The sequence below is a fragment of the Trichococcus alkaliphilus genome (assembly GCF_003008695.1).
GTDB lineage: Bacteria > Bacillota > Bacilli > Lactobacillales > Aerococcaceae > Trichococcus > Trichococcus alkaliphilus.
The window spans coordinates 1-20,431 of record NZ_PXZT01000011.1 but is presented as its reverse complement, the minus strand read 5'-3'; the positions used below and the strand labels follow the sequence as shown (position 1 = coordinate 20,431).

Here is a 20,431-nt window from a genome sequence, read left to right as displayed (position 1 = left end):
TTGTTATGCTCCTTGTCCTCAAATTTTAGGATCGCGGTTACAGTCCTTAGAATAGACGTAACGCAATGGCTCACCTCTGCCGACTGCGTATGCGGCTTGCGGCACATATGCGCCCATAAAGATATAATCGCCTTTCTCTACAGACATCCAGTCATTATCCAAGTTGTACATACCTTGACCAGACAAGATGTACGCTCCGTGTTCCTGTACATGGGTTTCGATATAGCCATGGCTAGCGCCCGGTTCGAACGAAAGGATATGGAAATTCATGTCAAAACCAATATCAGTCGGCAACAGATCCCACAACAAGACATCTTTCATCCCTTCATATTCGGTAGGAACTAAGTCATTGATGTTGCCCACGACTTTACGCGCTTCATGGCCTTCCAAAGGTTCATAGCGTTTTTTGTAAAGGAAGATTTCCGTAGCCTCTTCCTGGTTGTTTTCCAGATGCATCAACACGCCAGCCGGCAAGTAGGCGTAACCACCAGTCTCCAATTCATGGCTCTCCGTTCCATCACTTACTCTCAACTTTCCGTCTACGACGTAAACAAAGGTTTCTACGCCCTCAGCTCCGAAGCCTTGCACATTATTGCCGCCGGCCTGCATCGAAATGATGTAATCCACAAAGCTGGCTCCCAGTTTTTGCGAAGCCAAAATCGTGACCTCGCAATTTTCAAATCCGGGAACGACATTTTTCACCAATCCATCATGTGGGATCAAAGCGTAGTTTGCTCTTTTTATGACGGCTCTTGATTCCAAGAGTCCGTCTCTATAACCTGTTTGCTTGTTCTTATAGCCCATCCTTCTATCCACCCTATCCGTTTGATATTTTCTATTTGTATGCTAACTCGTAAAGCGCGCTTGCCATCATCTTGACGCCTTCCACCAAATCTTCAAGCTTGGTTGCTTCAGCCGGATTGTGGCTGATGCCCCCGATGCTTGGAACAAAAATCATGGCAGTCGGGTAATGCGGTGCGATGATTTGGGAATCGTGTCCGGCTCCACTGTGCATCACGCGGTATTTCATATGTGCTTTTTTAGCGGCTTCCTCGAGGATCGAGACGATGTTTGCATCCATCGGAACGGGTGCTTCGTCCATCCAAAGGTCGATGGTTGCCTCGATATCCATTTCACTCGCAATTTCATTGATGCGTTGCTCCAGTTTTTGGGTGAAATCAATCAGCACATTGCTGTCCGTATGACGGCAGTCGATTGTGAACAGAACTTCTCCCGGCACCACATTCACCGTATTCGGTTTCGGTTCCACTTTTCCGAAGGTCAACACCAACGGATCACCGATTCCTCTCGCCTTTTCGATCGACTCAGCACAAATCCGGCTGAAAGCATAAACTGCATCGCGGCGGTAACCCATCGGTGTCGTTCCGGCATGGTTCGCTTGACCTTTCAGAATGATGGTGTAACGCCGTTGACCGGCAATGCTGTTGACGACTCCAATTTGCAGCCCCTGGTTTTCAAGGACATTCCCTTGTTCGATGTGCAGTTCCACGAAAGCCTTGATATCTTCCCTTCGCTTCTGTTCACCCTTCTTAAAGTCGAATCCGGCTTGACGCATCGCATCCACAAATCGGATGCCTTCAAAATCGCTGATCGCCTCGACGTCCTCGATTTTGGCTTCATTCACAAAGTTTTTGCTTCCCCAGAATACGGTCGGGAAGCGGCTGCCCTCTTCCTCGGCCATCGAGATGACTTCCATTGATCGCAATGGCTGTCCATATGTCTCTTTTAAGTAAGCCATAGCGACATAAGCCGCTATCACACCGAATTGGCCATCCAGATTGCCCCCATTGATGACGGTGTCTATATGCGAACCGGACATGATTGTTTCATCCGGGTATTCCGAACCTTCCATTCTTCCGAAAAGATTTCCGATTTCATCAAAATGTGTTTCCATTCCGATTTCTTCCAGTTTGTTTTTTACGGCATTCTGAGCTTCCAACCAAGAATCGGAGTAAAGCAAGCGCGTCATACCGCCCGTTGGATCGCTGCCGATACCCGATAATAAATCAATATTTTCTTGAATTGTCTTAAACCAGTCCATGTTTCCGTTTCCTCCTCCGAAATATCATACTCATATTGTAAGCGCTTCTTGATAGCTTATCATTAACATAATACACAAAATCGGATATATTTTTGTGCCATATGTACACATCGTACCATTTTAAATGCAGGCGATTATGCTAAAGTGAAAGGGAAATCAGCGAAAGGAATGATGAAAAAAATGGATGTTTCAACCAATACTTACTTCGTGTATGAAGGCTTGCCGCTGCAAGCGGCGTTTTATCCTGCTGCTGTAGCCTCGCCTAAACCGTTGACGCTCCTCTACTTGCACGGAGGCGGGCTGGTATTCGGAGACCGCGATGACCTTCCCGATGTGTATAAGCAGATGCTGTCGGATGCTGGATATTCGCTGCTGACAATCGATTACCCTTTGGCACCGGAAGCCCAATTGCCCGAAATCCTGCTGTGCCTGCAGCAGGCATTGGTTTGGTTCAAAGAGGAAGGAAAGGATTTGTTCAATTTGGTTTCAGCGGATTATGTGCTTTTCGGCCGCTCAGCCGGCGCCTACCTGGCTTTTCTGTTGGCAGCCCGCTCGACGGACCCCAATCTGAAAGGACTTGCCAGTTTTTATGGCTACTATTCGCTGGATGAGCCCTCTTTCCATCAGCCCAGCACCTACTACAACACATTTCCTAAGGTACCTGCGGCGTATCTGAAAAAATTGATCCAGAAGCAGCCGCTTGCAGTGGGCGCAGTTACGGAAAGATTTCCGTTATACCTCCATGCCCGTCAGAGCGGGAAATGGGTTCCGCTGTTCCTTGAGGACAAATCAAAAATAGCGGCCTTCAATCTGTCCGACGCCGATCTGCAGTCGCTTCCGCCTACTTTTCTTACGGCTAGCACCGCAGACCAGGATGTTCCCTATCGGTTCACCCAACAAGCCGCTCAACTGATAGCCGGCTCTTCCCTACATCCTGTCCTGGGAATGCCGCATGACTTTGATGCTGATCTGGCACAGCCTGTCGGGCGGCGCACCTATCAACAATTGATCCCCTGGTTGGATTCTTTGTGCGACAAATGAAACAGCTAAAGAAGGCCCGGGAATTTTTCCCGAGCCTTCTTTAGCTGTTTCATGCTAGACTCCATTAGGCTGGTGCTTTCTCTATCAACAAAACAATCAGATCGTTCACATTCGTGCCGGTAGGACCCGTAACGATCAGATCCCCGCTGCTTTCAAGGGCTTTATTGGAATCATTATTCGCCAACAAACCTTCCACATCAGCGTAGCTTTGTCGCATGCGCGTTAAGCTGGCGCCATCAACAAGTCCTCCCGCCGCATCCGTAGGTCCATCCGTTCCGTCCGATCCGACCGATGCCAAAACCACTTGCGGCAATCCGGAAATTTGAAAAGCCGCGGACAGCGCTAATTCCTGGTTCCTTCCGCCCAAGCCATCTCCTTTGATGGTAACGACAGGCTCCCCACCTGCGATAATCGCACACGGAAGCTGCGCATCTTCTTGCCCGGAGATAATTTTTCTGGCGAGTTGCCCAAGACGTTCCCCTACCGAAGAAGCTTCCTCTTCGATGGCGGTCGACAACAGACAGGTATGGTAACCGCACGCTTGAGCATGGGATACCGCCTCACGGCACAGAATATCCACACTCCCGATCAGCGTATTCTTTACGTTATCCAAAGACTTAGGTGTTTCCCTCTGCAAGGCTTCCCGTGCCTTTTCCGACAATTTCAAAGCGTATTTCTCCACAATCCTCTGCGCCTCTGTGCTCGTCGAAAAATCTGGGTAAGCTGGACCGGATGCGATCGTATCCAAGCGGTCGCCCAAAACATCGGATAGGATGATGGCCTGGATTTGACGAGGAGAACACAGCTGGGCGAATTGGCCCCCTTTTACTTCCGAGAGATGTTTACGGATCGTATTGATTTCGACGATATTCGCGCCGCTGTTCAAAAGTTGCTTGTTGATATCCTCCAATTCAGCCAAACTGATCTGATCACGCGTTTTTTCAAACAGTGCTGACCCCCCTCCGGAAATCAAAAACAGTATCGTGTCTTCTTGCGGAATCCTGGATACATAACGCAGAACCTCAGTTGTTGCGTCGATTGATGCCTGATCCGGTATCGGATGTCCGGCTTCAAAAATGGTCACCCGCTCGATTTCGCCGAGGGAATGGCCGTACTTTGTCAAGGCCACCCCGCCTTTGAATTGTTCGCCCAGACAATCCGCCGCCGCCTTTGTCATGCGCCAAGCCGCTTTTCCGATCGCGATGATATGGCAGTTGCTGTCTATATCCATATTACTCAAGGCATTTGTGACGGCCTTATCCGGTAATACCGCCTGAATCGATTGATTTATGATATATGTTGCATCATCTCTCAGTTTCATGTCTGTTCTCCTTTTCAATCATTGCAAATTCAATTCATCAAGAAACGCTATTCACTGGCTTCCCTTCCAAAAATGCTTCGGCATTATCGATTGCGATATCCAATAAGCGCTGTCTGGCTTCAATCGGCGCCCATGCAATATGCGGTGTGATCAAGCAATTTTTCGCAGAGAACAATGGGTTTTCTTCCGTTACGGGTTCTGTCGAAACGACATCCACTGCCGCACCGTGCAGCTTACCTTCATTCAATGCAGCAGCCAAATCCGCTTCGACGATCAACGGACCGCGGGACGTGTTGATCAAAATGGCGCTTGGCTTCATTTTTGCCAATGCGGCAGCGTTTATAATCCCCTCGGTTTCCGGGAATAGCGGGCAATGCAAGGAAACAACATCGGCGTTCTCCAATAGCTCGTCCAACTCGACGAGTTTTGTATGCTCGTTCTCCAAGCCCTTATCGGCAAAGCGGTCGTATGCCAGCACGTCCATCCCGAATGCGATCGCAATTTTTGCCACAGCCTGGCCGATCCGGCCGAAGCCTATGATGCCCATCTTCTTGCCGGCCAATTCGATCAGCGGATAATCCCAGAAGCAAAAATCCCCTGACTCCTGCCAACGGCCTTGCTTGACCGCTTTGTCGTGCTCGCCTACATGGTGGCACACTTCCAACAGCAAGGCGAAAGTGAATTGAGCAACTGATGCAGTCCCATAAGTCGGAATATTCGTGACGGTGATGCCCAGCTCTTTGGCCGCTGCAGTATCCACGACATTATAGCCCGTCGCCAAAACGCCGACATAGCGGATATTCGGGCAAGCAGCGAAAATTTCAGCCGTCAAAGGTGTTTTGTTTGTGAATACGATCGAAGCATCCCCGATCCGTGAGATGACTTCATCTTTAGGAGTGCGATCGTAGATGGCGCATTCCCCTAATTTTTCCAGACGTTCCCAGGAGAGATCTCCCGGGTTCAACGTATAGCCATCCAATACAACTATCTTCATTTCATTTCCTCCTTGTGTCATAACAGGCTCCAGGCACGATTCAATGTCCGTTTGGCGTTTGCGATGACGATATCAGGATCTTCATCTTGCCATGGCTTCACTTCGAAGGATAGCACTGGCGGATTGACACTGTCAAAGAATCCCTCTGCTTGCAGGACCCTTAAAAAGTCCAATAATTCCGGAACATCATTTACGCTGTTCGGGAACCCGAAGCGTGGATGCGTATCCCCGAATGCCTCTGCGCCCTCTTTCACGACGCCGTTGCCCATATGCAGATGTGTGATATAAGGCTTAGTGACTTGGATAGCATATTTTGATGTCTCGTGTGTTTGCGGAATATGGGACAGATCCATCATCAGCCCGAAATTTTCCACCAGACTGCGCATTTCGGCGGCAAATGTTGCAGCATAAGGTGCCGGACCGATTAGTGATTTCTTATCGAGATCGTAATCAAAGACTTCCAACGTGATGGTCATGTCCTTCTTGGCCGCGTATTCGCAGATAGTTTTTGTCGTCTTGACCAATTGACGGAAAGCTTCTTCCTTCGAAGCCTCCTCATATTTACCGGAAAGGAACGCGATCCCTTTTGCACCGAGGTATTCCGCTTCATCGATCGAATCGATCAGAATGGCTTCCGCCTTCAGCCGTTCCGTCTCATCGATGGCATTCGGGTTCAATCCAGCCGTCAATAATCTCGGCTGCGCCCCGTAGCAGACTTTCATGTGGCTGGAATCCAGCATTTTTTTGATTGCGGCGCGGTCTTCATCCTTCTCGATATGCGAAACCTCGATGGCATCAAAGTAATCATCCACAACTATTTTTTTCACGGTTTCTACGACGTTCCCTTGATCTTTCCAGTTCATCGCCTGTGGATAGGCCATAAAATGAATCAGTCCGATCTGCAGATATTTATGCATTGGTTCTATCATGTTTTTCCCTTCCTTTACTGTCTTGTTTGACTGCTTATTTGCCGGTAAAGACGGCAGCACATTCTCGGTTGCGACTTTTCGCAAACAAGCGTGCTGCCCCTTCCCCGTGTATATTTATACGAATTCTCTTACGGCTGTGATGCTAGGTCCCATTGAGCAATCTGTCGCTTCTTCACATACGATATCGATGACGTAAGGTGTGTTCGATGCATAAGCACGTTCCAAGGCTGGTTTGATGTCCTCCGGATTGAAGACGCGCTCCGCTTCGCAGCCGAAGCCTTCCGCTACCTTAACGTAATCCATCAAGCCTTGGTTTTCCGCCATGCGGACAGCGTAGTCAAAACCATAGCCATAATTTTGGTTTTGGCGAATCAGTCCCAAGTAGGCATTGTTGACGATGACAACAACCAACGGAATGTTGTTGACCGCCGCAACAGCGATTTCTTCAACCATGAATGTGAATCCGAAATCACCCAAAACAGTAACGGTTTTGATTCCCGGTGCCCCAACAGAAGCTCCGATTGCGCCAGGAATATCGAAACCTAAAGTACCCGCACCGCCTGATGGCAAGTATTTTCTTGGACGATTGATGTCCTGCAGTTGCCCTGACCAGATTTGCGTCAATCCGCAACCGGTCGTGTACATGACTTCATCACCGAACACTTCATTCATCTCTTTGAATACACGCTGTGGTTTGATCGGTCTGCTGTCATAGTCGGTTTTCCTTTTCAGATCGATGCTCAATTGCGGCAATTCCGACACAAGCCCTTTCGCCCCGAATGTTCCCCTTTGTTTCGCTTCAGCCATTAACGCTTCGATCGCCATTTTTGCATCGGCTACGATACCGATCTCAGCCGGGATGATTTTGCCGATTTGGCTCGGTTCGATATCGATGTGGATAAATTTACGGCCTTCCGAATACACTTTGATATCCCCAGTATGGCGGTCCGTGAAGCGGCAACCGATTCCCAAAACAACATCCGCTTCGCTCAATACTTTGTTCCCAAGAGGGCCGCCGACTTGAATACCGGCATGGCCTGCGTTCAATGGATGATTGACAGGAATGCCGCCTTTCGCCATATAGGTTGTGATGACCGGCAACTGCAGCATTTCAGCCAACTCAACGCATTCGTTTGTTGCTTCGGAAAGGATGACACCCCCGCCCATGATCATGACAGGCGCTTTCGCTTCCGAAATCAATTGTAGAGCCTCTTTGATTTTGTCTGTTTCGGGAGCCGGTCTTTCGATTTCGTAAGGGATGTAGCTTTCGATGTCAAAATCGATTTCGGCCATCTGCACATCCAGCGGCAAGTCAATCAGGATCGGGCCTGGTTTGCCTTCGCGTGCGATCCGGAATCCTTCGCGGAAAATGTTAACGGTCTCATTCGGATCCATGACGCACCAGGCTCCTTTTGCGATCGGTTTAGCGATCGACACGATGTCGACAGACTGGAAAGCGTCCTTGTTCAACTGCGATCTTACGGATTGTCCCGTCAATGCCAAAAATGGAATGGAATCGATGTTCGCAGTATAAATTCCAGTAATAAAATTCGTCGCACCTGGACCGGCTGTACAAGTAGCCATTGCCATTTTCCCGCTGGAACGGTAATATCCATCTGCTGCGTGGGTGCATGCTTCTTCGTGTCTCATGACCATGTGTTTGATAGAATCGGATTTCTCCAAATATTTGTATACTGGGTTGATGCCAGCGCCTGGGATTCCGAAAACGTCTTCAATTCCTTCTTTTTCCAAAATTTGTACAATCGCTTCTGCTACTAACATATCTTTCCCTCCATCTAATTTCACTCTGTGAAATAGGTTTTTGTTTTTGTGTAACCACAGTTTAGCAGAGGTTTTTTCCGCTGTCAACAACTTTTGAAATCTGTTTTCTCCTAGTGAAATTAAAATTGAGAAATTCGGTTGAATATGGTAAACTGCAATCAAGAGAAATCCTTTCACGAGGGGGAAAACAAAGTGATTGAAAAAAAAGTCAAAAAAAATCAATCGGTCGAAAAAGTATTGCAGATCATCGAATTACTAGTATCTCAAGGCGGTGAAATGCGGCTGCAGGACATCGCTGATCAAGTGAATTCACCCAGCAGCACCGTATTGCGTTATTTAAGCACGCTAAGTTCCTTCGGATATGTTTACCAAAACGCCGACTCATCCAAATATGCACTTACCTTGAAATTGGCCCAACTGGGCAGCCTGGTGAGCGGGCAATATGATATCCGTAACTTGGTCCATGACGATCTGGTCGCGCTATCGAAGGAATTCCAGGAATCTTCCTGTTTGGCTATCGAAGAAGATCATGAAGTGGTTTACATCGATGTCATCAACGGGCCGGACAACATGCTGAAGACGATGCAACGGATCGGAAAAAGAGCTCCGTTACATGCGACCAGCGTTGGAAAAAATATTCTTCACAACTACACGGAGAAGGAAATCGAGGACATCCTGAAAGAAAAAGGAATGCCGGCATTGACCGCCAAAACCCTCACAACACCTGAGGCTCTTTTTAAGGAGTTGGAAACTGTCCAAGAAACAGGTGTGGCGATGGATAACGAGGAATGCGAGATTGGAGCTAAATGCATTTCGGTACCGCTTATCGATTACACCGGAAAAGTCGTGGCAGCCATCAGCATCAGCGGCCCCGTATTCCGTATGACTGATGAAAAAGTTGAGAAAATAAAAGAATACATGCTGCGCATGTCGAAAGAAATCTCAAAAAAACTCGCCTATACAAAATAAAGAGCGTGAGAAAAATCGATTGCTCCCCATAGGTTGGAGTAATTGATTGCCGTTCACCTCTTTTGTGGACGACTGCCGATTACAAAACGGTAGTGGTATCTGCGATTCAGAACGCGTCTAATAAGAACATGGTGAATTCCAGCTAGAAATCTGTTGCTGAGCGATCTAGTCTCTTTTAAAAAAAATAACCCATGAGATTCTCCTTTTGAAAAGGAAAACCTCATGGGTTTCTTTTGGCTTCAATATTTCATTTTACATACAATTCCTGCAACTGTTCACGGATTTTTTCATAGGGCGTATCCGCCTGCAACAAAGCTGCTGTCAGATAAGCTCCCTCCACAAATGCCGCATCGCAAATGATCAGATTTTTTTTGGTCGATTCACTTACCAACTCAAGATTCATCTTGGCGCTGCCCAGATCATAAAAGGCCAATATATTAGGCTCTGACATTTCATCGAGAGCTGCCGTGACTTTATCAAAACTAGTGCCGATTCCGCCGTTTTCCACTCCGCCGACTGCTTTCACGGTAATGTCCTTCGCTACAGGTTTCAGCAATCTGGCTAGCCCTTCAGCGAGCTCCGCAACATGCGAAACCAATAAAATACCGTACTGTTCACTCATCATACACCCCCGCTTCCAACATAGCCTCAAAGAAATAACCGCATGAGGCAGCTCCTGGATCGATATGGCCATTCAGCTGTTCCGACACATAAGCAGCGCGTCCCTTTTTCGCGTGAAAATCCTTCGTACTTATAACATATTCATTGATTTTTCCCAACGTTAGGCGCTTATTCAGGATGTCTTCCATGACCGGAATCCAAACATCCACTAAGGTCTTCTCCTTCAGTTCCGTAGGGCCGAACGTTTGGATTCCTTCAAGTCCACTTGTCAGGTTGGCCATCAGATCGTTATCTTCTTGAAGAGCCTCCGACATATGCAGAAAGGCTTGCCCATAAAGGAGCCCGGCTGCCCCACCCGTTTTCTGGATGAAAGACATCCCCGCCATTTTGAACAGATCTGACAACCCTGCCTGAACCCCCTCCGCTAATTTTGCCTTCAGGTCTTTGGCGCCCCGAAGCATATTGGCCCCGTGGTCACCGTCACCGATCGCTTCATCCAGCGTATTCAGATACTTCTCGTTTGTTTCCAACTTTTCGACGAACAGGCTCAACCATGTTCTAGCCGTCTCGACAGTCAACATTTCCATCACCGCCTTGGATTCCTGGATCACATGCTTTCCATGCTACCTCTGCTTCCATTGTAAACGTTTTAATCGAAAACGACAATCCGGAGACTCATGGGGAGTAGCCTGTGGATTGTCTGATTCACTATTTTTTCGTAAGCATTTGTGCCGCTTCTTCATCCAGTATCACAGTCACATGCTTGTGGGTCTGCAGAACACTCGCCGGCAAATCTTCCGTAACAGGCCCTTCCAACGCGGCTTTGACGGCAGCGGCTTTTTCTTTTCCGAAAGCCATCAGGATGATCTGTCTTGACGAGAGAATCGATTGGATTCCCATCGAATAGGCGAAACGTGGGACATCTTTTTCATCCGCAAAGTAACGTTTGTTGGAATCGATAGTGGACTGCCATAGCGCCACTTTCTGGGTCCGGGAATCAAAGGATGTGCCAGGTTCGTTGAAACCGATATGCCCGTTCGTGCCGATGCCGAGGATCTGTACATCAATCGGATTCGCTGCGATGATGGCTTCGAATTGCGCGCACTCTTCTTCCTCATCCGCCAAGCCGTCCAGCAAATAATTTTTTTTGAAGGGTTTTGCATCGAATAGGTGCTCATGCATAAAATGATGGTAGCTGTGCGGACTGTCCTCGGACAACCCCATATATTCGTCCAGATTGATCGATATCATCCCCGAGAAATCAAGATCGCTTTCCCGCATGATTTTGTACAGTCTGACCGGCGTGCTACCGGTTGCCAACCCAAGCACTTTCGCCCCGTTTTCCATTTGCTTCCTGATTTTTTCGAATGCACAACGGCTTGCCTCTTCAGGAGTCGCTTTAATGATTATTTCCATGATCTGTAACCTACTTTCTGTTATTTTTGTATACTGTCTGTCCATAACTGATTGTCCGCTCGACCGCAAATGACTCCGAAAGCTGTACCATATCGGCATCCTTTCCAGGAGCAATGCCCCCTTTTCGAACCAGATCGAATTCGCGGGCCTGATTGACCGAACTCATCTTTACCGCATCCAAGATGCTGCAGCCGGTAAAGGCGATGATGTTTCTGAAGGCCTCCTGGAATCCCAGCACGCTTCCTGCCAGATTTCCGCTTTCCAGACGGGCTTGTCCATCTTTGACGATGACTTTCTGTCCGCCCAATTCACTGATACCATCGCCCATCCCTTTGGCACGCATGGCATCGGTAATCAATTCGATGCGGTCTGCGCCTTTTTGTTTGAAGGCGATCTTCACCATTTCCGGATTGATATGCAGGCCATCGACAATCATTTCCGCGTAGATATTCTCCTCCAGGAACGCATGTCCGGTCACACCCGGCTCACGGTGATGGAGTCCCCTTTGTGCATTGAAGAGATGGGTGATGTGCGTTGCTTTGGATTGTTGCAATTGGCTGCGAAGGGCGTCCGAATGTCCGATTGAAAGCACGATGCGGCTATCTAGGCAATACTTTTCGAAGGCAGTCGCATCACTCGTCTCCGGAGCAAAGGTGACCAAGCGGATCAAGCCGCCGCTCAACTCCTGCCACCTGCGCATCAAGGCTGCATCCGGCAGTTTGATGTGCTCTTCTGGTTGCGCTCCCTTAAATACTGCGGAAATGAACGGCCCTTCTAGGTGGATGCCTTGGATGACCGGATTTTTTTCCGCTGCCTTGCGGATGCCGATCAACGCCTTTTCGATATTTCCGGAAGATTGCGTCATCGTCGTCGGAAAATAACTGGTGATCCCTTCCCGGTGCATCGCCGCAATCATCCGGTTGATGCCATCCGCGTCGCCGTCCATATTGTCCACTCCGTAGCCTCCATGGCTGTGGACATCAATGAAACCAGGCACCAGTCTGCTTCCTGCCGCATTGATCACTTCCTCGTCCGGTTCGGGAATGTACTCCGACATGTTCCCGACCGCGTTGATTTCTTTTCCGAACCGGACATACCCGTCGGCGATGACGGTTTCTCCCGTATACACTTCCGCATGGATAATCACTTTTTTCATTTGCGTTTCCCCTCTTTGTTACTGACCTTTATTTTCATTGTGCACTTACATGATTCAGGCGGCACATCCCGTTATTACGATTTTTTTGAGTAACCCTGCACATTTGCTCTCGTCAGATCCATGTTGTATTTGAAGTTCTCGTCCTGCACCAAGAAGGTCGAAATCACATCGATCAGGTACATCATCCCGAACTGCGTGTTGACGAATACCGTGTTGTTGACGAAACGCGAGTGGTAACCAAAGCACGTGACATCCGCCAGTTTCGTCAGCGAACTATTTTTGAAGCTTGTCAGGGCGATGATCTTCGCTTTTTTCTTCTTCGCGATTTCCAAAGACGCAATCAGTTCTGGTGTCTCTCCCGAATTTGAAATGGCGATCACCAATTCGTCCTCTTTGATGATCGAGCTGTTGATGATCATAAGATGGGAATCCGTAACCCCCGTTGCATTCAGACCCATCCGGATCAAGCGTTGCGCCAATTCTGCGGCCGTGAACCCGGAACTGCCGATGCCGTAGATGACTGTTTTGTTTGCGTTTTTGATCCAATCGACAACCGTTTCGATTGCCTGATCCTCGATCATCTGATTGGTTTCATCGATGACTTGCGTATAATAGCCATAAATATCGTCATAGACGGTCGGCATTTCTTTCGAAGGATGACCGCTCGCCAATGAGCGCAGCGCAATCTTCATGTCCACAAACCCATCGATGTTGATGCGTTTACAGAAACGGGTGATGCTGGAAGTCGAGGTATCCACCTTCGCTGCCAAATCCTTGATGTTCATATTTTTGATGGATGCTTTATTCTGCAGAATGTAATCCGCGATTTTTTTCTCGTTCGCGGAAAAAGCGGAATACTGATTCTGTATTTCTTTGATGATTGTCATTTGCTTGTTGCCTCCTCCTGCTTTGCGCAACCGTCAAAAGCGCGTTCTGCATTTCTTGACTTCGCCTTTTCCTCTACGCTGATAGAATAACACATGAAAATAGTTTTTTCAATTACTATTTTATGAAAATTATTTTCTTTGTTATTTCTATTGGAGTCACTTTTAGACAGCAAAAAGCCGCCTCTTCCGAGAGCGGCTTCCTTCATGAGCAGATGCTTCAGATTCTGTTCCGGTCCAACACGTTTCTTTTTCCCATTTCCAGGATGATGAAATAAGCCATACCCGCTCCGATGGCGGAACTGATCGCGAAGCTCGGCAGGAAGAGCATCAATGCGGCTTCCATGCCCATAAAAAACTGCGCCAGCAATGTACTCGCCAACGATCCCAGGATTCCGGTGCCTATCCACTCACCCAGTGCCGCGAAACCGATTTTTTGCGTTCTGGCATAGAACAGACCTGCGCAAATTGCCCCGATCATGCTGCCCGGAAAGGCAAAGACGGTCCCTGTTCCCAACAGGTTGCGCAGCAAAGAAACGCTGAAGGCCTGCAGGACGGCATACCCCGGTCCTAACCAGACAGCGGTCAATACGTTCAAAAGATGCTGCACCGGCGCTACTTTTGCAATGCCGATTGGAATGACGAAGATGCTGTTGCTGACCACCCCCATGGCGATGATCAAGGCGGTGGTGACTAATTTTTTTGTGTTCATAATGTTTTCCCCTTTTCAGTTTGATTTGTTCTTTTTGCAGCCTGATCTTTCCGAACCGTTTCCCTCCTCCAGAATTGAATGAAAATAAAAAGACACCTCCCCTGAGATGTCTTGGATATACGTACGGACTCCAGACCAAACTCAGTTCCCTCCGCCAGTGCGAACTGGATCAGGTTTGAAGGGTTCCGACAGTGTCGGTCTCAGCGCTCGCGCGCACCCCTACTGAAATTAAAAAACGTTATATAATCTGATGCGAAAATCAGAAAATACAACGTTTTGATGTCTATTTATGCGAATAGTCAAACGCCACATTCCCTACGCTAGCATGAACTAGATCAGGTACAAAGAGTTCCGACAGTGTCGGTCTCAGCGCAGTTGCGCACCCCCAGTGTTTCTCACTCAATTCTAACCAATAAGCTGCGGAAACGCAACCCTATTCTGAAGCTTGCTCTCCCGCAGCGCTCGGATCCAGCACGATGACTTTCCCGAAACTGTCCTGGCTCTGCAAAAAGGCATGGGCTTGGGCAACCTGTTCGAGCATGAAGACTTTCTCGGGCTCCACTGCAACGCCTTTCCCCTCAATGTAAGCCAGCAGTTCATTCAGCTTTTCGCCGGAGACGTCACTTGAATGGAAAGTAGTCAAATAGCTATTGTGCTTCAATTCCATAATGGGATCGAAATCCTCCAGGAACCATTTCCCGCCCAGTTGGCCGGTGCTGCAGACAATGCCGGCTTCTCGGATATGGGAAAGGCTGTTCTTGAGCGTCACAGGCCCGATCAATTCCAGAATCTTGTCGAAAGTCTCTTCCGTTTCCAACACGCCGTTGCGGTCTTCGATGTAGTCGGTGAAGCCGGCTTCCTTCAGTCGCTGACCTTTGTCGGCTTTCCGCGTGCTCCCGTAAATCCTGATATCCGGGAATTGTGCCCTGACCAACTTGGCAAAGGCAACCCCCACACCGCTCGTTGCCCCCCGAACCAAAATTTGATCGGATGTTTGGATCCGCAGATTCTTCATGGAACCGAAAGCCGTATAGTAGGTTTCCGGAATGGTAGCCAGTTGGAGCCATGGCAGATCGGTATGGACAGGGTAGATTTGGGCATTCGGCAGCAGGGCATATTCCGCATAGCTCCCGTCGAAGGCTCTCCCCATCTCACCCATGATCGACACCACTTTTTGACCGAGCGGCAATTTTCCTTCGTCGCTCGTCCGTTCCACTATCCCTACACATTCAATCCCTAAAATGCGGGGAAACGTGACCGAAGGGGATTTCCCCTCCCGCGTAAAGATTTCCGAATGGTTGATGCCGAATCCCATGACCTTCACGAGCGACCAGCCTTCCCGTATTTCCGGAAGAGGAACTTCCTGATGCACCAGTTTTTCCGGGCCACCCGCTTCGTGCACTACGACTGCCTTCATTTCTCCACCCTCTGTCTTAATTTTTCACAACGACAGCATGCAGCTCGGTCTACCGGATTGTGTACCGCAAAATTTCTTGTAGGCACAGGAATCGCACAAAGTCACGGCATCGGTTTGAAAAAGCGGCACCGATTCGCCTTGGGCAACTTCCGTCAGGTGAACCGAAACCGCACGCCCTTCATAAAACAGTCCGGATTTCTTTGCTTGCTCTTGCTGCTTTCTTTTGTCCAAAATTTCATACTTCCGTCCGTTCTTCACGAAATGATTACCGGTTTCGATGAATTCGAAATTCACATGCTGCTCCACGCAGTCTTGATGCATCCTCTGCACCCATTCAAAATGGCATTCCCTTGCCCCATCATAGTTTTCCCCGCCGACGATGACGCGTTCGATTTTTCCGGAAGACAAATGCTGCGTCAAGTCGATTTCACCGATCAGCGGTGCGGCCATGATGCCTCTGTGTTTGAAAGGCAGATCCAGAAGTACCGGAATCCGCCTGTCGGCCATCTTTTGGTTTTCGGCAGAGACATTCATCCATACGTTTTCCCAACCGTCTCCCCAATTTCCAGGCAGACAATCCTTCACGCGTTCGATCCGTTTCGTCAGCAAGTAGAACAGCACGTCCGACCGCTTCTCGATCATCTTCCAGACTTCGCCGCGCCACTCGTCCGCTTCCTCAAGAAAGAAGTCCGAAGTCATGCAGACGCGTATCGTGGAACCGGGCGGTATGACGTAGTCGCCGCGCCGGTTCCTTTTCAGCGGCCGATCGAAGCTGCTTTGGACTTTATAAATATGCGCGCCATCTTTCCCTCGTTGACTGTCCAAATGAAACATATAACAATTTTGGCATCCCGGGCTGACCTTTTTGCAGCCGTGCCATGGGTTCCAGATATCACTCAAGCGATCACTCCTTTGAAAAAATCAAGCGTATCTCCGCCGCAATGCATTCTCAAGAAAGTACAAGACGACATTGACAAGCAGACACAACAACATCGACAGCACAGTGCCCCACAAAAGTTTTACGACGCTGAATGTCCGCAAGCCATCGAAAAGGACGGTTCCCAACCCGCCGGCATTGATCGTTGCGGCGATGGTTGCGATGCCGATTGTGGAGGTCGCGGCGATTCGTATCCCTGCGATGATGGATGACATTGCCAACGGAAGCTGGATTTTCCTGAACATTTGATTCCTCGTCATGCCCATCCCGACAGCGGCTTCGATGATTGTCGGATCGATTTCCCTGATTCCTGCAGAAAAACTGCGCAACAGGACATATTGGCAATAAATCACCAAAACGATGATGGCCGTGTTCCTTCCCAGTCCCGTCAACGGAATCAAGATAGCAAATAGAGCAAGACTCGGGATTGAATAAAGCAAAGAGGTCAAGTAGATCAAACCGTTCATCACGCGTTCCTGATGCATGCAGGCCAAGATTATGCCACTTGCGATGAGGATGGCAATCGTCAGCGTCGTCCCCACTAATTCGATGTGCTGCATCGTGGCGGTAAGCAATTTTTCATGGTAAGTATTCCAGTATGCAATCATTTCAACTCACTCCAAAATGCCTCTTGTTCCTTTACGGTGGCAATCAAATCCGCAACAAACTCCGTTTTCGGATTTCGCATGATTTCCCGCGGCGTATCAAATTGACAAATCTTGCCTTTGTCCATTATCAGCACTCTCGTCCCCAGCTTGAACGCCTCATTGATGTCATGGGTGACTAGCACAAAAGTTTTGTCGCCTAATTCTTTATGGATCTTTTGCAGTTCATTCTGCAGTTGCAGGCGTGTAATCGCATCGACCGCTCCAAACGGTTCATCCAACAGCATCACTTTCGGATTGGCAGCAAGGGCCCTCGCAACGCCCACGCGCTGTTGCTGCCCGCCGGATAATTGTTTCGGCTTTCTGTCGGCAAACACTTCAGGATCAAGTTGAACAAGCTCCAACAATTCTTTGATGCGGGCTTGGATCTCCTTCTTGTCCCACTTCAGCAGTTCCGGTACTGTCGCGATATTTTGGGCAACAGTCATATGCGGAAACAGGCCGATTTGTTGGACGACATAACCGATTTTCCGCCTAAGATCCACTTCGTTCATTCCGCTGATGTCCTCCCCGAAGAAGGTTATGTTTCCTGTATCTTCACGGATCAAGCGGTTAATCATTTTTAAAGTCGTCGTTTTGCCGGAGCCTGAAGAGCCCAGGACAGTGATGAACTCGCCTTCCTTAATCTCAAAAGAGATATCATCGACTGCCTTCGTGCCCCCTTCCCCGTAGAGCTTCGTCACATTTTTGAATTCTATCGCGGTTTGCTCCATGCGGCCTCAACGCCTCCTTATTTTATCGAATCAAAGTACTCTTTCGCTACTGCTTCATACTCGTCTCCATCGACATCCACTTTGGCATTCAATCCGGTCACCGTTTCCGTATCCAACGTGCTGCTGATGTTATTCAAAATTTCTGCAATCTCAGGATTCTCTTCCAGCACTTCATTCCGGACTACTGGAGCCAAGTTGTACGGTGGCCAGAAATTCTTGTCATCCACCAAAACAGTGAATTCCTCTTTATTGGTCAGTTGTCCTTCTGTCGTATAGGCCGGAGCGACATCGGCTTCATCGTTTTTCAAAACTTCATATTTCAAACTGTTGTCGTAGACTGTCGAGCTCTTCCAGTTGAATTCACCGTAAGCTTTTGTCAAGCCAGGCAGGCCATCTTCCCGCTGATCGAATTCACCTTGGGAAGCAAAACGCAGCTCAGTTGCATGCTCCTGCAGATCAGAAACGGTCTCAATGCCGTATTTTTCGGCTACGCTCGTTTTGATGACCAGCCCCGCGCTGTCATTGGCTTCCGCATAATCCAACCAAGTCAGATCAAACTGCTCTGCGTATTCTGCTTTGATTGTATCATAGACTTTCTGAGGGTCGGTTTCCATCTCCATTTCCAATATTACCAACAGACCTGTACCTGTGTACTCCGGATAAAGATCAATTTCATCATTGGTGATCGATGTGTGGACGACCGAACTGGCGATATTCGGGATCCTTTCAACTTCATAACCGGCATCTTCCAGAGCCAACGCATAAATTTCCGAAACCACCAAGTTTTCAGTGAAATCCTTGGAGCCCACTCGGATGACTGTATCTTCCGTGCTGCTATCGCTTCCGCCAGTCAGGCCTGAACAACCTGAGACTATAAGTGTTACGGCCAACATTGCAATCGTAGTGATGATATTTTTTCTTTTCATTTAATTTACGCTCCTTTTAATTATGTAATCAAGAAAGATGCTTGTCGTGAAGGCAATCATCGCTACCGATACCCCTCCAATGAGAAGCAGATCCATCCTGTTCAAACCCAATCCTGTAAAAATCAATGTTCCCAAACCGCCAGCCCCGATGTATGTAGCCAACGTCGCACTCGATATGATTTCCACCAACGCCAGCTTCACACCGGTCATCACAAAAGGAAAAGCCAGCGGAATCTTCACCCTTTTCAAGAGCTCCCAATCGGTCATCCCCAAACCCTTTCCCGTTTCGATCATCACAGCAGAAACTTCCAGGAATCCGACCGTTGTATTGACCAAAATCGGCGGAATTCCCAACAACACCAATGCGATCAACGCTGGAGCCCTTCCGACGCCTATGAAGGAGATCAATAAAAAGAGGACCGCCAAACTGGGGATGATCCGCAAGGCTTGAGAACTGAGGGTGATCATCTGACTGAGCTTCCGGTGCTTGTGGCTGATGTATCCCAGTGGAATGCCAATCAGACATGAAATGCCGATCGCTTGGATACTCAATCCAAGGTGCTGATAAACGTAAATCAAATATTGACTAAAATTCTCTTGAAAGTATTGCAGTATGTCATCAATTAGCATGTTGGCCCTCCTTTCACTTCAAACATTGATCCGAAACGTTTGCCGCCTCGCTAAATATCTTCAAGCTGGCGGTGCCGCTGCTCGTCAAGGAATAATAGCACTGCCTGTCCCCTTCCATCTGATTGACCACAATCGTGTCCACTTGCAGTCGCCACAGACTGCTGGCCACATTTTCTTTTTTCTCGCCAGTCAAGCGGACGATATCATTGCAGCTCATGGTCGGGTAGTAAAGGAACAGGTACATAATGGCAATCTTAATGTCAGTATCAAAGATTGTTGTAAATACCAATAAAGGATCTATCATGACCTGCATTCCGCCTCCTTCAACACACGCGCACCGAAAATTCTCGCTGAGCCAGCTTCTTCGCACAAGCAATATCATCATGATGGGCCTTCGTGCGTGTCTGACTTGCTTAACACCTCACTGATGTTTCTCCCTTTCCATACTTATGGATGGATTCCCATACTCTTACTATATCTTTAAAGATGCCCTTACAAAAGTACGCACTTTTTTATCAGGTACTTACCTTTTTGTAAGCTACAGCTACAATGATACCTACAACAAACGATTGTAAAAAAAACTCCCTTTTGAAGCATTATAACGCTTCAAAAGGGAGTATGAAAATGATACAACTTTTGGCACCCGTATCGGATCATAGAAAAGAACGGATTCGCAACCCGCTTTCCTACTTTCTATGCTGGCTTATTTTTGTTCCAAGAGATTATTTTTGATATAATCCGTTCCCCAATCACTCATGCTGTTGATGATCGGTCTTAGGGAGTCACCCAGATCGGTTAATGAATATTCCACTCGGGGTGGAACTTCTGGAAATACTTCGCGTCTGATGATCCCATCAGTCTCCATCTTCCGAAGATTTTCAGTCAATACTTTTTGGCTGATGCCATCAACCAGTCGGTGCATCTCATTAAAACGCTTGGTTCCTGTCAAAAGTTCGCGCATTATCAGCAGTTTCCATTTATTTCCGATCAGATCGACTGTTGTCGCAACCGGACAAAATGGCAATTCTTCTTTGGTCAGCATCTTGTTCACCTCATAGATAGTAAGTTTCTTTTTGTAAGTTACAACGAATTATATACTTAAAATGAGACAATTTCAAATATTCCTTTCAGTTTCGTGTGTAACTATGCAAAAAAAAAAACAGGCTCCCAACGATGCTGTCATCGTTGGGAGCCTGTTTTGTGGGATACCGGCGGCCGGGGTCGAACCGGCACGCCCTTGCGGGCACTGGATTTTG

23 protein-coding genes and 2 riboswitches are annotated in these 20,431 nt (G+C 48.2%); of the genes, 2 read left to right on the top strand and 21 right to left on the bottom strand.

What is annotated here, in order from left to right; genetic code table 11:
* Positions 1–18: 18 nt before the first annotated feature.
* The gene (gene allE / locus C7R73_RS09580; RefSeq protein WP_106450304.1) at positions 19–804 is read right to left on the bottom strand and encodes a (S)-ureidoglycine aminohydrolase; all 786 of its coding nucleotides are present in this window, start codon (positions 802–804) and stop codon (positions 19–21) included.
* Between the two features lie 31 nt (positions 805–835).
* A complete protein-coding gene (gene allC, locus C7R73_RS09575; RefSeq protein WP_106450303.1) occupies positions 836–2,062 on the bottom strand; it encodes an allantoate deiminase in 1,227 nt (408 codons plus the stop codon).
* A 168-nt stretch (positions 2,063–2,230) separates the two neighbouring features.
* On the opposite strand from allC, the gene C7R73_RS09570 reads away from it, so the two are divergent.
* Positions 2,231–3,103, top strand: coding sequence for an alpha/beta hydrolase (locus C7R73_RS09570; protein ID WP_153060386.1), 873 nt, complete (start codon positions 2,231–2,233; stop codon positions 3,101–3,103).
* A gap of 64 nt (positions 3,104–3,167) precedes the next feature.
* Here the strand turns inward: C7R73_RS09570 and C7R73_RS09565 are convergent, their stop codons facing one another.
* The 4 genes from C7R73_RS09565 to C7R73_RS09550 form a co-directional block, all read right to left on the bottom strand.
* Positions 3,168–4,424 carry a glycerate kinase type-2 family protein gene (locus tag C7R73_RS09565; RefSeq protein ID WP_106450301.1) on the bottom strand — a complete coding sequence of 419 codons (1,257 nt, stop codon included), beginning with the start codon at positions 4,422–4,424 and terminating at the stop codon, positions 3,168–3,170.
* Positions 4,425–4,461: 37 nt separating this feature from the next.
* Complete coding sequence (locus tag C7R73_RS09560) at positions 4,462–5,418, bottom strand: D-2-hydroxyacid dehydrogenase (protein WP_106450300.1); 957 nt, start codon at positions 5,416–5,418, stop codon at positions 4,462–4,464.
* Between the two features lie 17 nt (positions 5,419–5,435).
* The gene (locus C7R73_RS09555) at positions 5,436–6,347 is read right to left on the bottom strand and encodes a sugar phosphate isomerase/epimerase family protein (RefSeq protein ID WP_106450299.1); all 912 of its coding nucleotides are present in this window, start codon (positions 6,345–6,347) and stop codon (positions 5,436–5,438) included.
* A 114-nt stretch (positions 6,348–6,461) separates the two neighbouring features.
* A complete protein-coding gene (locus C7R73_RS09550) occupies positions 6,462–8,129 on the bottom strand; it encodes a thiamine pyrophosphate-dependent enzyme (protein WP_106450298.1) in 1,668 nt (555 codons plus the stop codon).
* Between the two features lie 192 nt (positions 8,130–8,321).
* Here C7R73_RS09550 and C7R73_RS09545 point away from each other — a divergent pair, with 192 nt between their 5' ends.
* Positions 8,322–9,098 (top strand): IclR family transcriptional regulator, encoded by a 777-nt coding sequence (locus tag C7R73_RS09545; RefSeq protein WP_161525921.1) that lies wholly within the window; start codon positions 8,322–8,324, stop codon positions 9,096–9,098.
* Between the two features lie 247 nt (positions 9,099–9,345).
* Here C7R73_RS09545 and dhaM read toward each other — a convergent pair whose 3' ends face one another.
* The 15 genes from dhaM to C7R73_RS09470 all read right to left on the bottom strand — a co-directional run bounded on the left by dhaM (position 9,346) and on the right by C7R73_RS09470 (position 20,217).
* A complete protein-coding gene (gene dhaM / locus C7R73_RS09540) occupies positions 9,346–9,723 on the bottom strand; it encodes a dihydroxyacetone kinase phosphoryl donor subunit DhaM (protein WP_192875258.1) in 378 nt (125 codons plus the stop codon).
* The gene (dhaL, locus tag C7R73_RS09535) at positions 9,713–10,300 is read right to left on the bottom strand and encodes a dihydroxyacetone kinase subunit DhaL (protein WP_106450376.1); all 588 of its coding nucleotides are present in this window, start codon (positions 10,298–10,300) and stop codon (positions 9,713–9,715) included. Before dhaL ends, dhaM begins: the two co-directional genes overlap by 11 nt.
* Before the next feature lie 127 nt (positions 10,301–10,427).
* Positions 10,428–11,135: a glucosamine-6-phosphate deaminase gene (gene nagB, locus C7R73_RS09530; protein WP_106450296.1), complete on the bottom strand. Its 708-nt coding sequence runs from the start codon at positions 11,133–11,135 to the stop codon at positions 10,428–10,430.
* 10 nt (positions 11,136–11,145) lie between these two features.
* Positions 11,146–12,291, bottom strand: coding sequence for an N-acetylglucosamine-6-phosphate deacetylase (gene nagA / locus C7R73_RS09525; RefSeq protein ID WP_106450295.1), 1,146 nt, complete (start codon positions 12,289–12,291; stop codon positions 11,146–11,148).
* Positions 12,292–12,365: 74 nt separating this feature from the next.
* Entirely contained in the window at positions 12,366–13,178 is an 813-nt protein-coding gene (locus C7R73_RS09520; RefSeq protein ID WP_106450294.1) for a MurR/RpiR family transcriptional regulator, read from the bottom strand.
* Positions 13,175–13,384, bottom strand: a complete 210-nt coding sequence (locus C7R73_RS09515) for a hypothetical protein (protein WP_106450293.1) — start codon at positions 13,382–13,384, stop codon at positions 13,175–13,177. The genes C7R73_RS09520 and C7R73_RS09515 overlap by 4 nt, the downstream gene beginning before the upstream one ends.
* 11 nt (positions 13,385–13,395) lie before the next feature.
* A complete protein-coding gene (gene thiW, locus C7R73_RS09510) occupies positions 13,396–13,887 on the bottom strand; it encodes an energy coupling factor transporter S component ThiW (RefSeq protein WP_106450292.1) in 492 nt (163 codons plus the stop codon).
* Positions 13,888–14,016: 129 nt separating this feature from the next.
* Positions 14,017–14,118: riboswitch (TPP riboswitch) on the bottom strand.
* A 63-nt stretch (positions 14,119–14,181) separates the two neighbouring features.
* Positions 14,182–14,284, bottom strand: a riboswitch (TPP riboswitch).
* Between the two features lie 36 nt (positions 14,285–14,320).
* Positions 14,321–15,304, bottom strand: coding sequence for a zinc-binding dehydrogenase (locus tag C7R73_RS09505; RefSeq protein ID WP_106450291.1), 984 nt, complete (start codon positions 15,302–15,304; stop codon positions 14,321–14,323).
* Between the two features lie 24 nt (positions 15,305–15,328).
* Positions 15,329–16,204 (bottom strand): DUF5131 family protein, encoded by an 876-nt coding sequence (locus C7R73_RS09500; RefSeq protein ID WP_106450290.1) that lies wholly within the window; start codon positions 16,202–16,204, stop codon positions 15,329–15,331.
* Positions 16,205–16,225: 21 nt separating this feature from the next.
* Positions 16,226–16,849, bottom strand: coding sequence for an ABC transporter permease (locus C7R73_RS09495; RefSeq protein ID WP_106450289.1), 624 nt, complete (start codon positions 16,847–16,849; stop codon positions 16,226–16,228).
* Positions 16,846–17,619 (bottom strand): ABC transporter ATP-binding protein, encoded by a 774-nt coding sequence (locus tag C7R73_RS09490; protein ID WP_106450288.1) that lies wholly within the window; start codon positions 17,617–17,619, stop codon positions 16,846–16,848. The genes C7R73_RS09495 and C7R73_RS09490 overlap by 4 nt, the downstream gene beginning before the upstream one ends.
* 17 nt (positions 17,620–17,636) lie before the next feature.
* Positions 17,637–18,545 (bottom strand): glycine betaine ABC transporter substrate-binding protein, encoded by a 909-nt coding sequence (locus tag C7R73_RS09485; RefSeq protein WP_106450287.1) that lies wholly within the window; start codon positions 18,543–18,545, stop codon positions 17,637–17,639.
* Positions 18,546–19,175, bottom strand: a complete 630-nt coding sequence (locus C7R73_RS09480; RefSeq protein ID WP_106450286.1) for an ABC transporter permease — start codon at positions 19,173–19,175, stop codon at positions 18,546–18,548. It abuts the gene before it with no gap.
* Positions 19,176–19,188: 13 nt separating this feature from the next.
* On the bottom strand, positions 19,189–19,479 hold the full coding sequence (locus C7R73_RS09475) for a hypothetical protein (RefSeq protein WP_143148215.1): 291 nt from the start codon (positions 19,477–19,479) through the stop codon (positions 19,189–19,191).
* 399 nt (positions 19,480–19,878) lie between these two features.
* On the bottom strand, positions 19,879–20,217 hold the full coding sequence (locus C7R73_RS09470; RefSeq protein WP_106450285.1) for a winged helix-turn-helix transcriptional regulator: 339 nt from the start codon (positions 20,215–20,217) through the stop codon (positions 19,879–19,881).
* Positions 20,218–20,431: the final 214 nt, after the last annotated feature.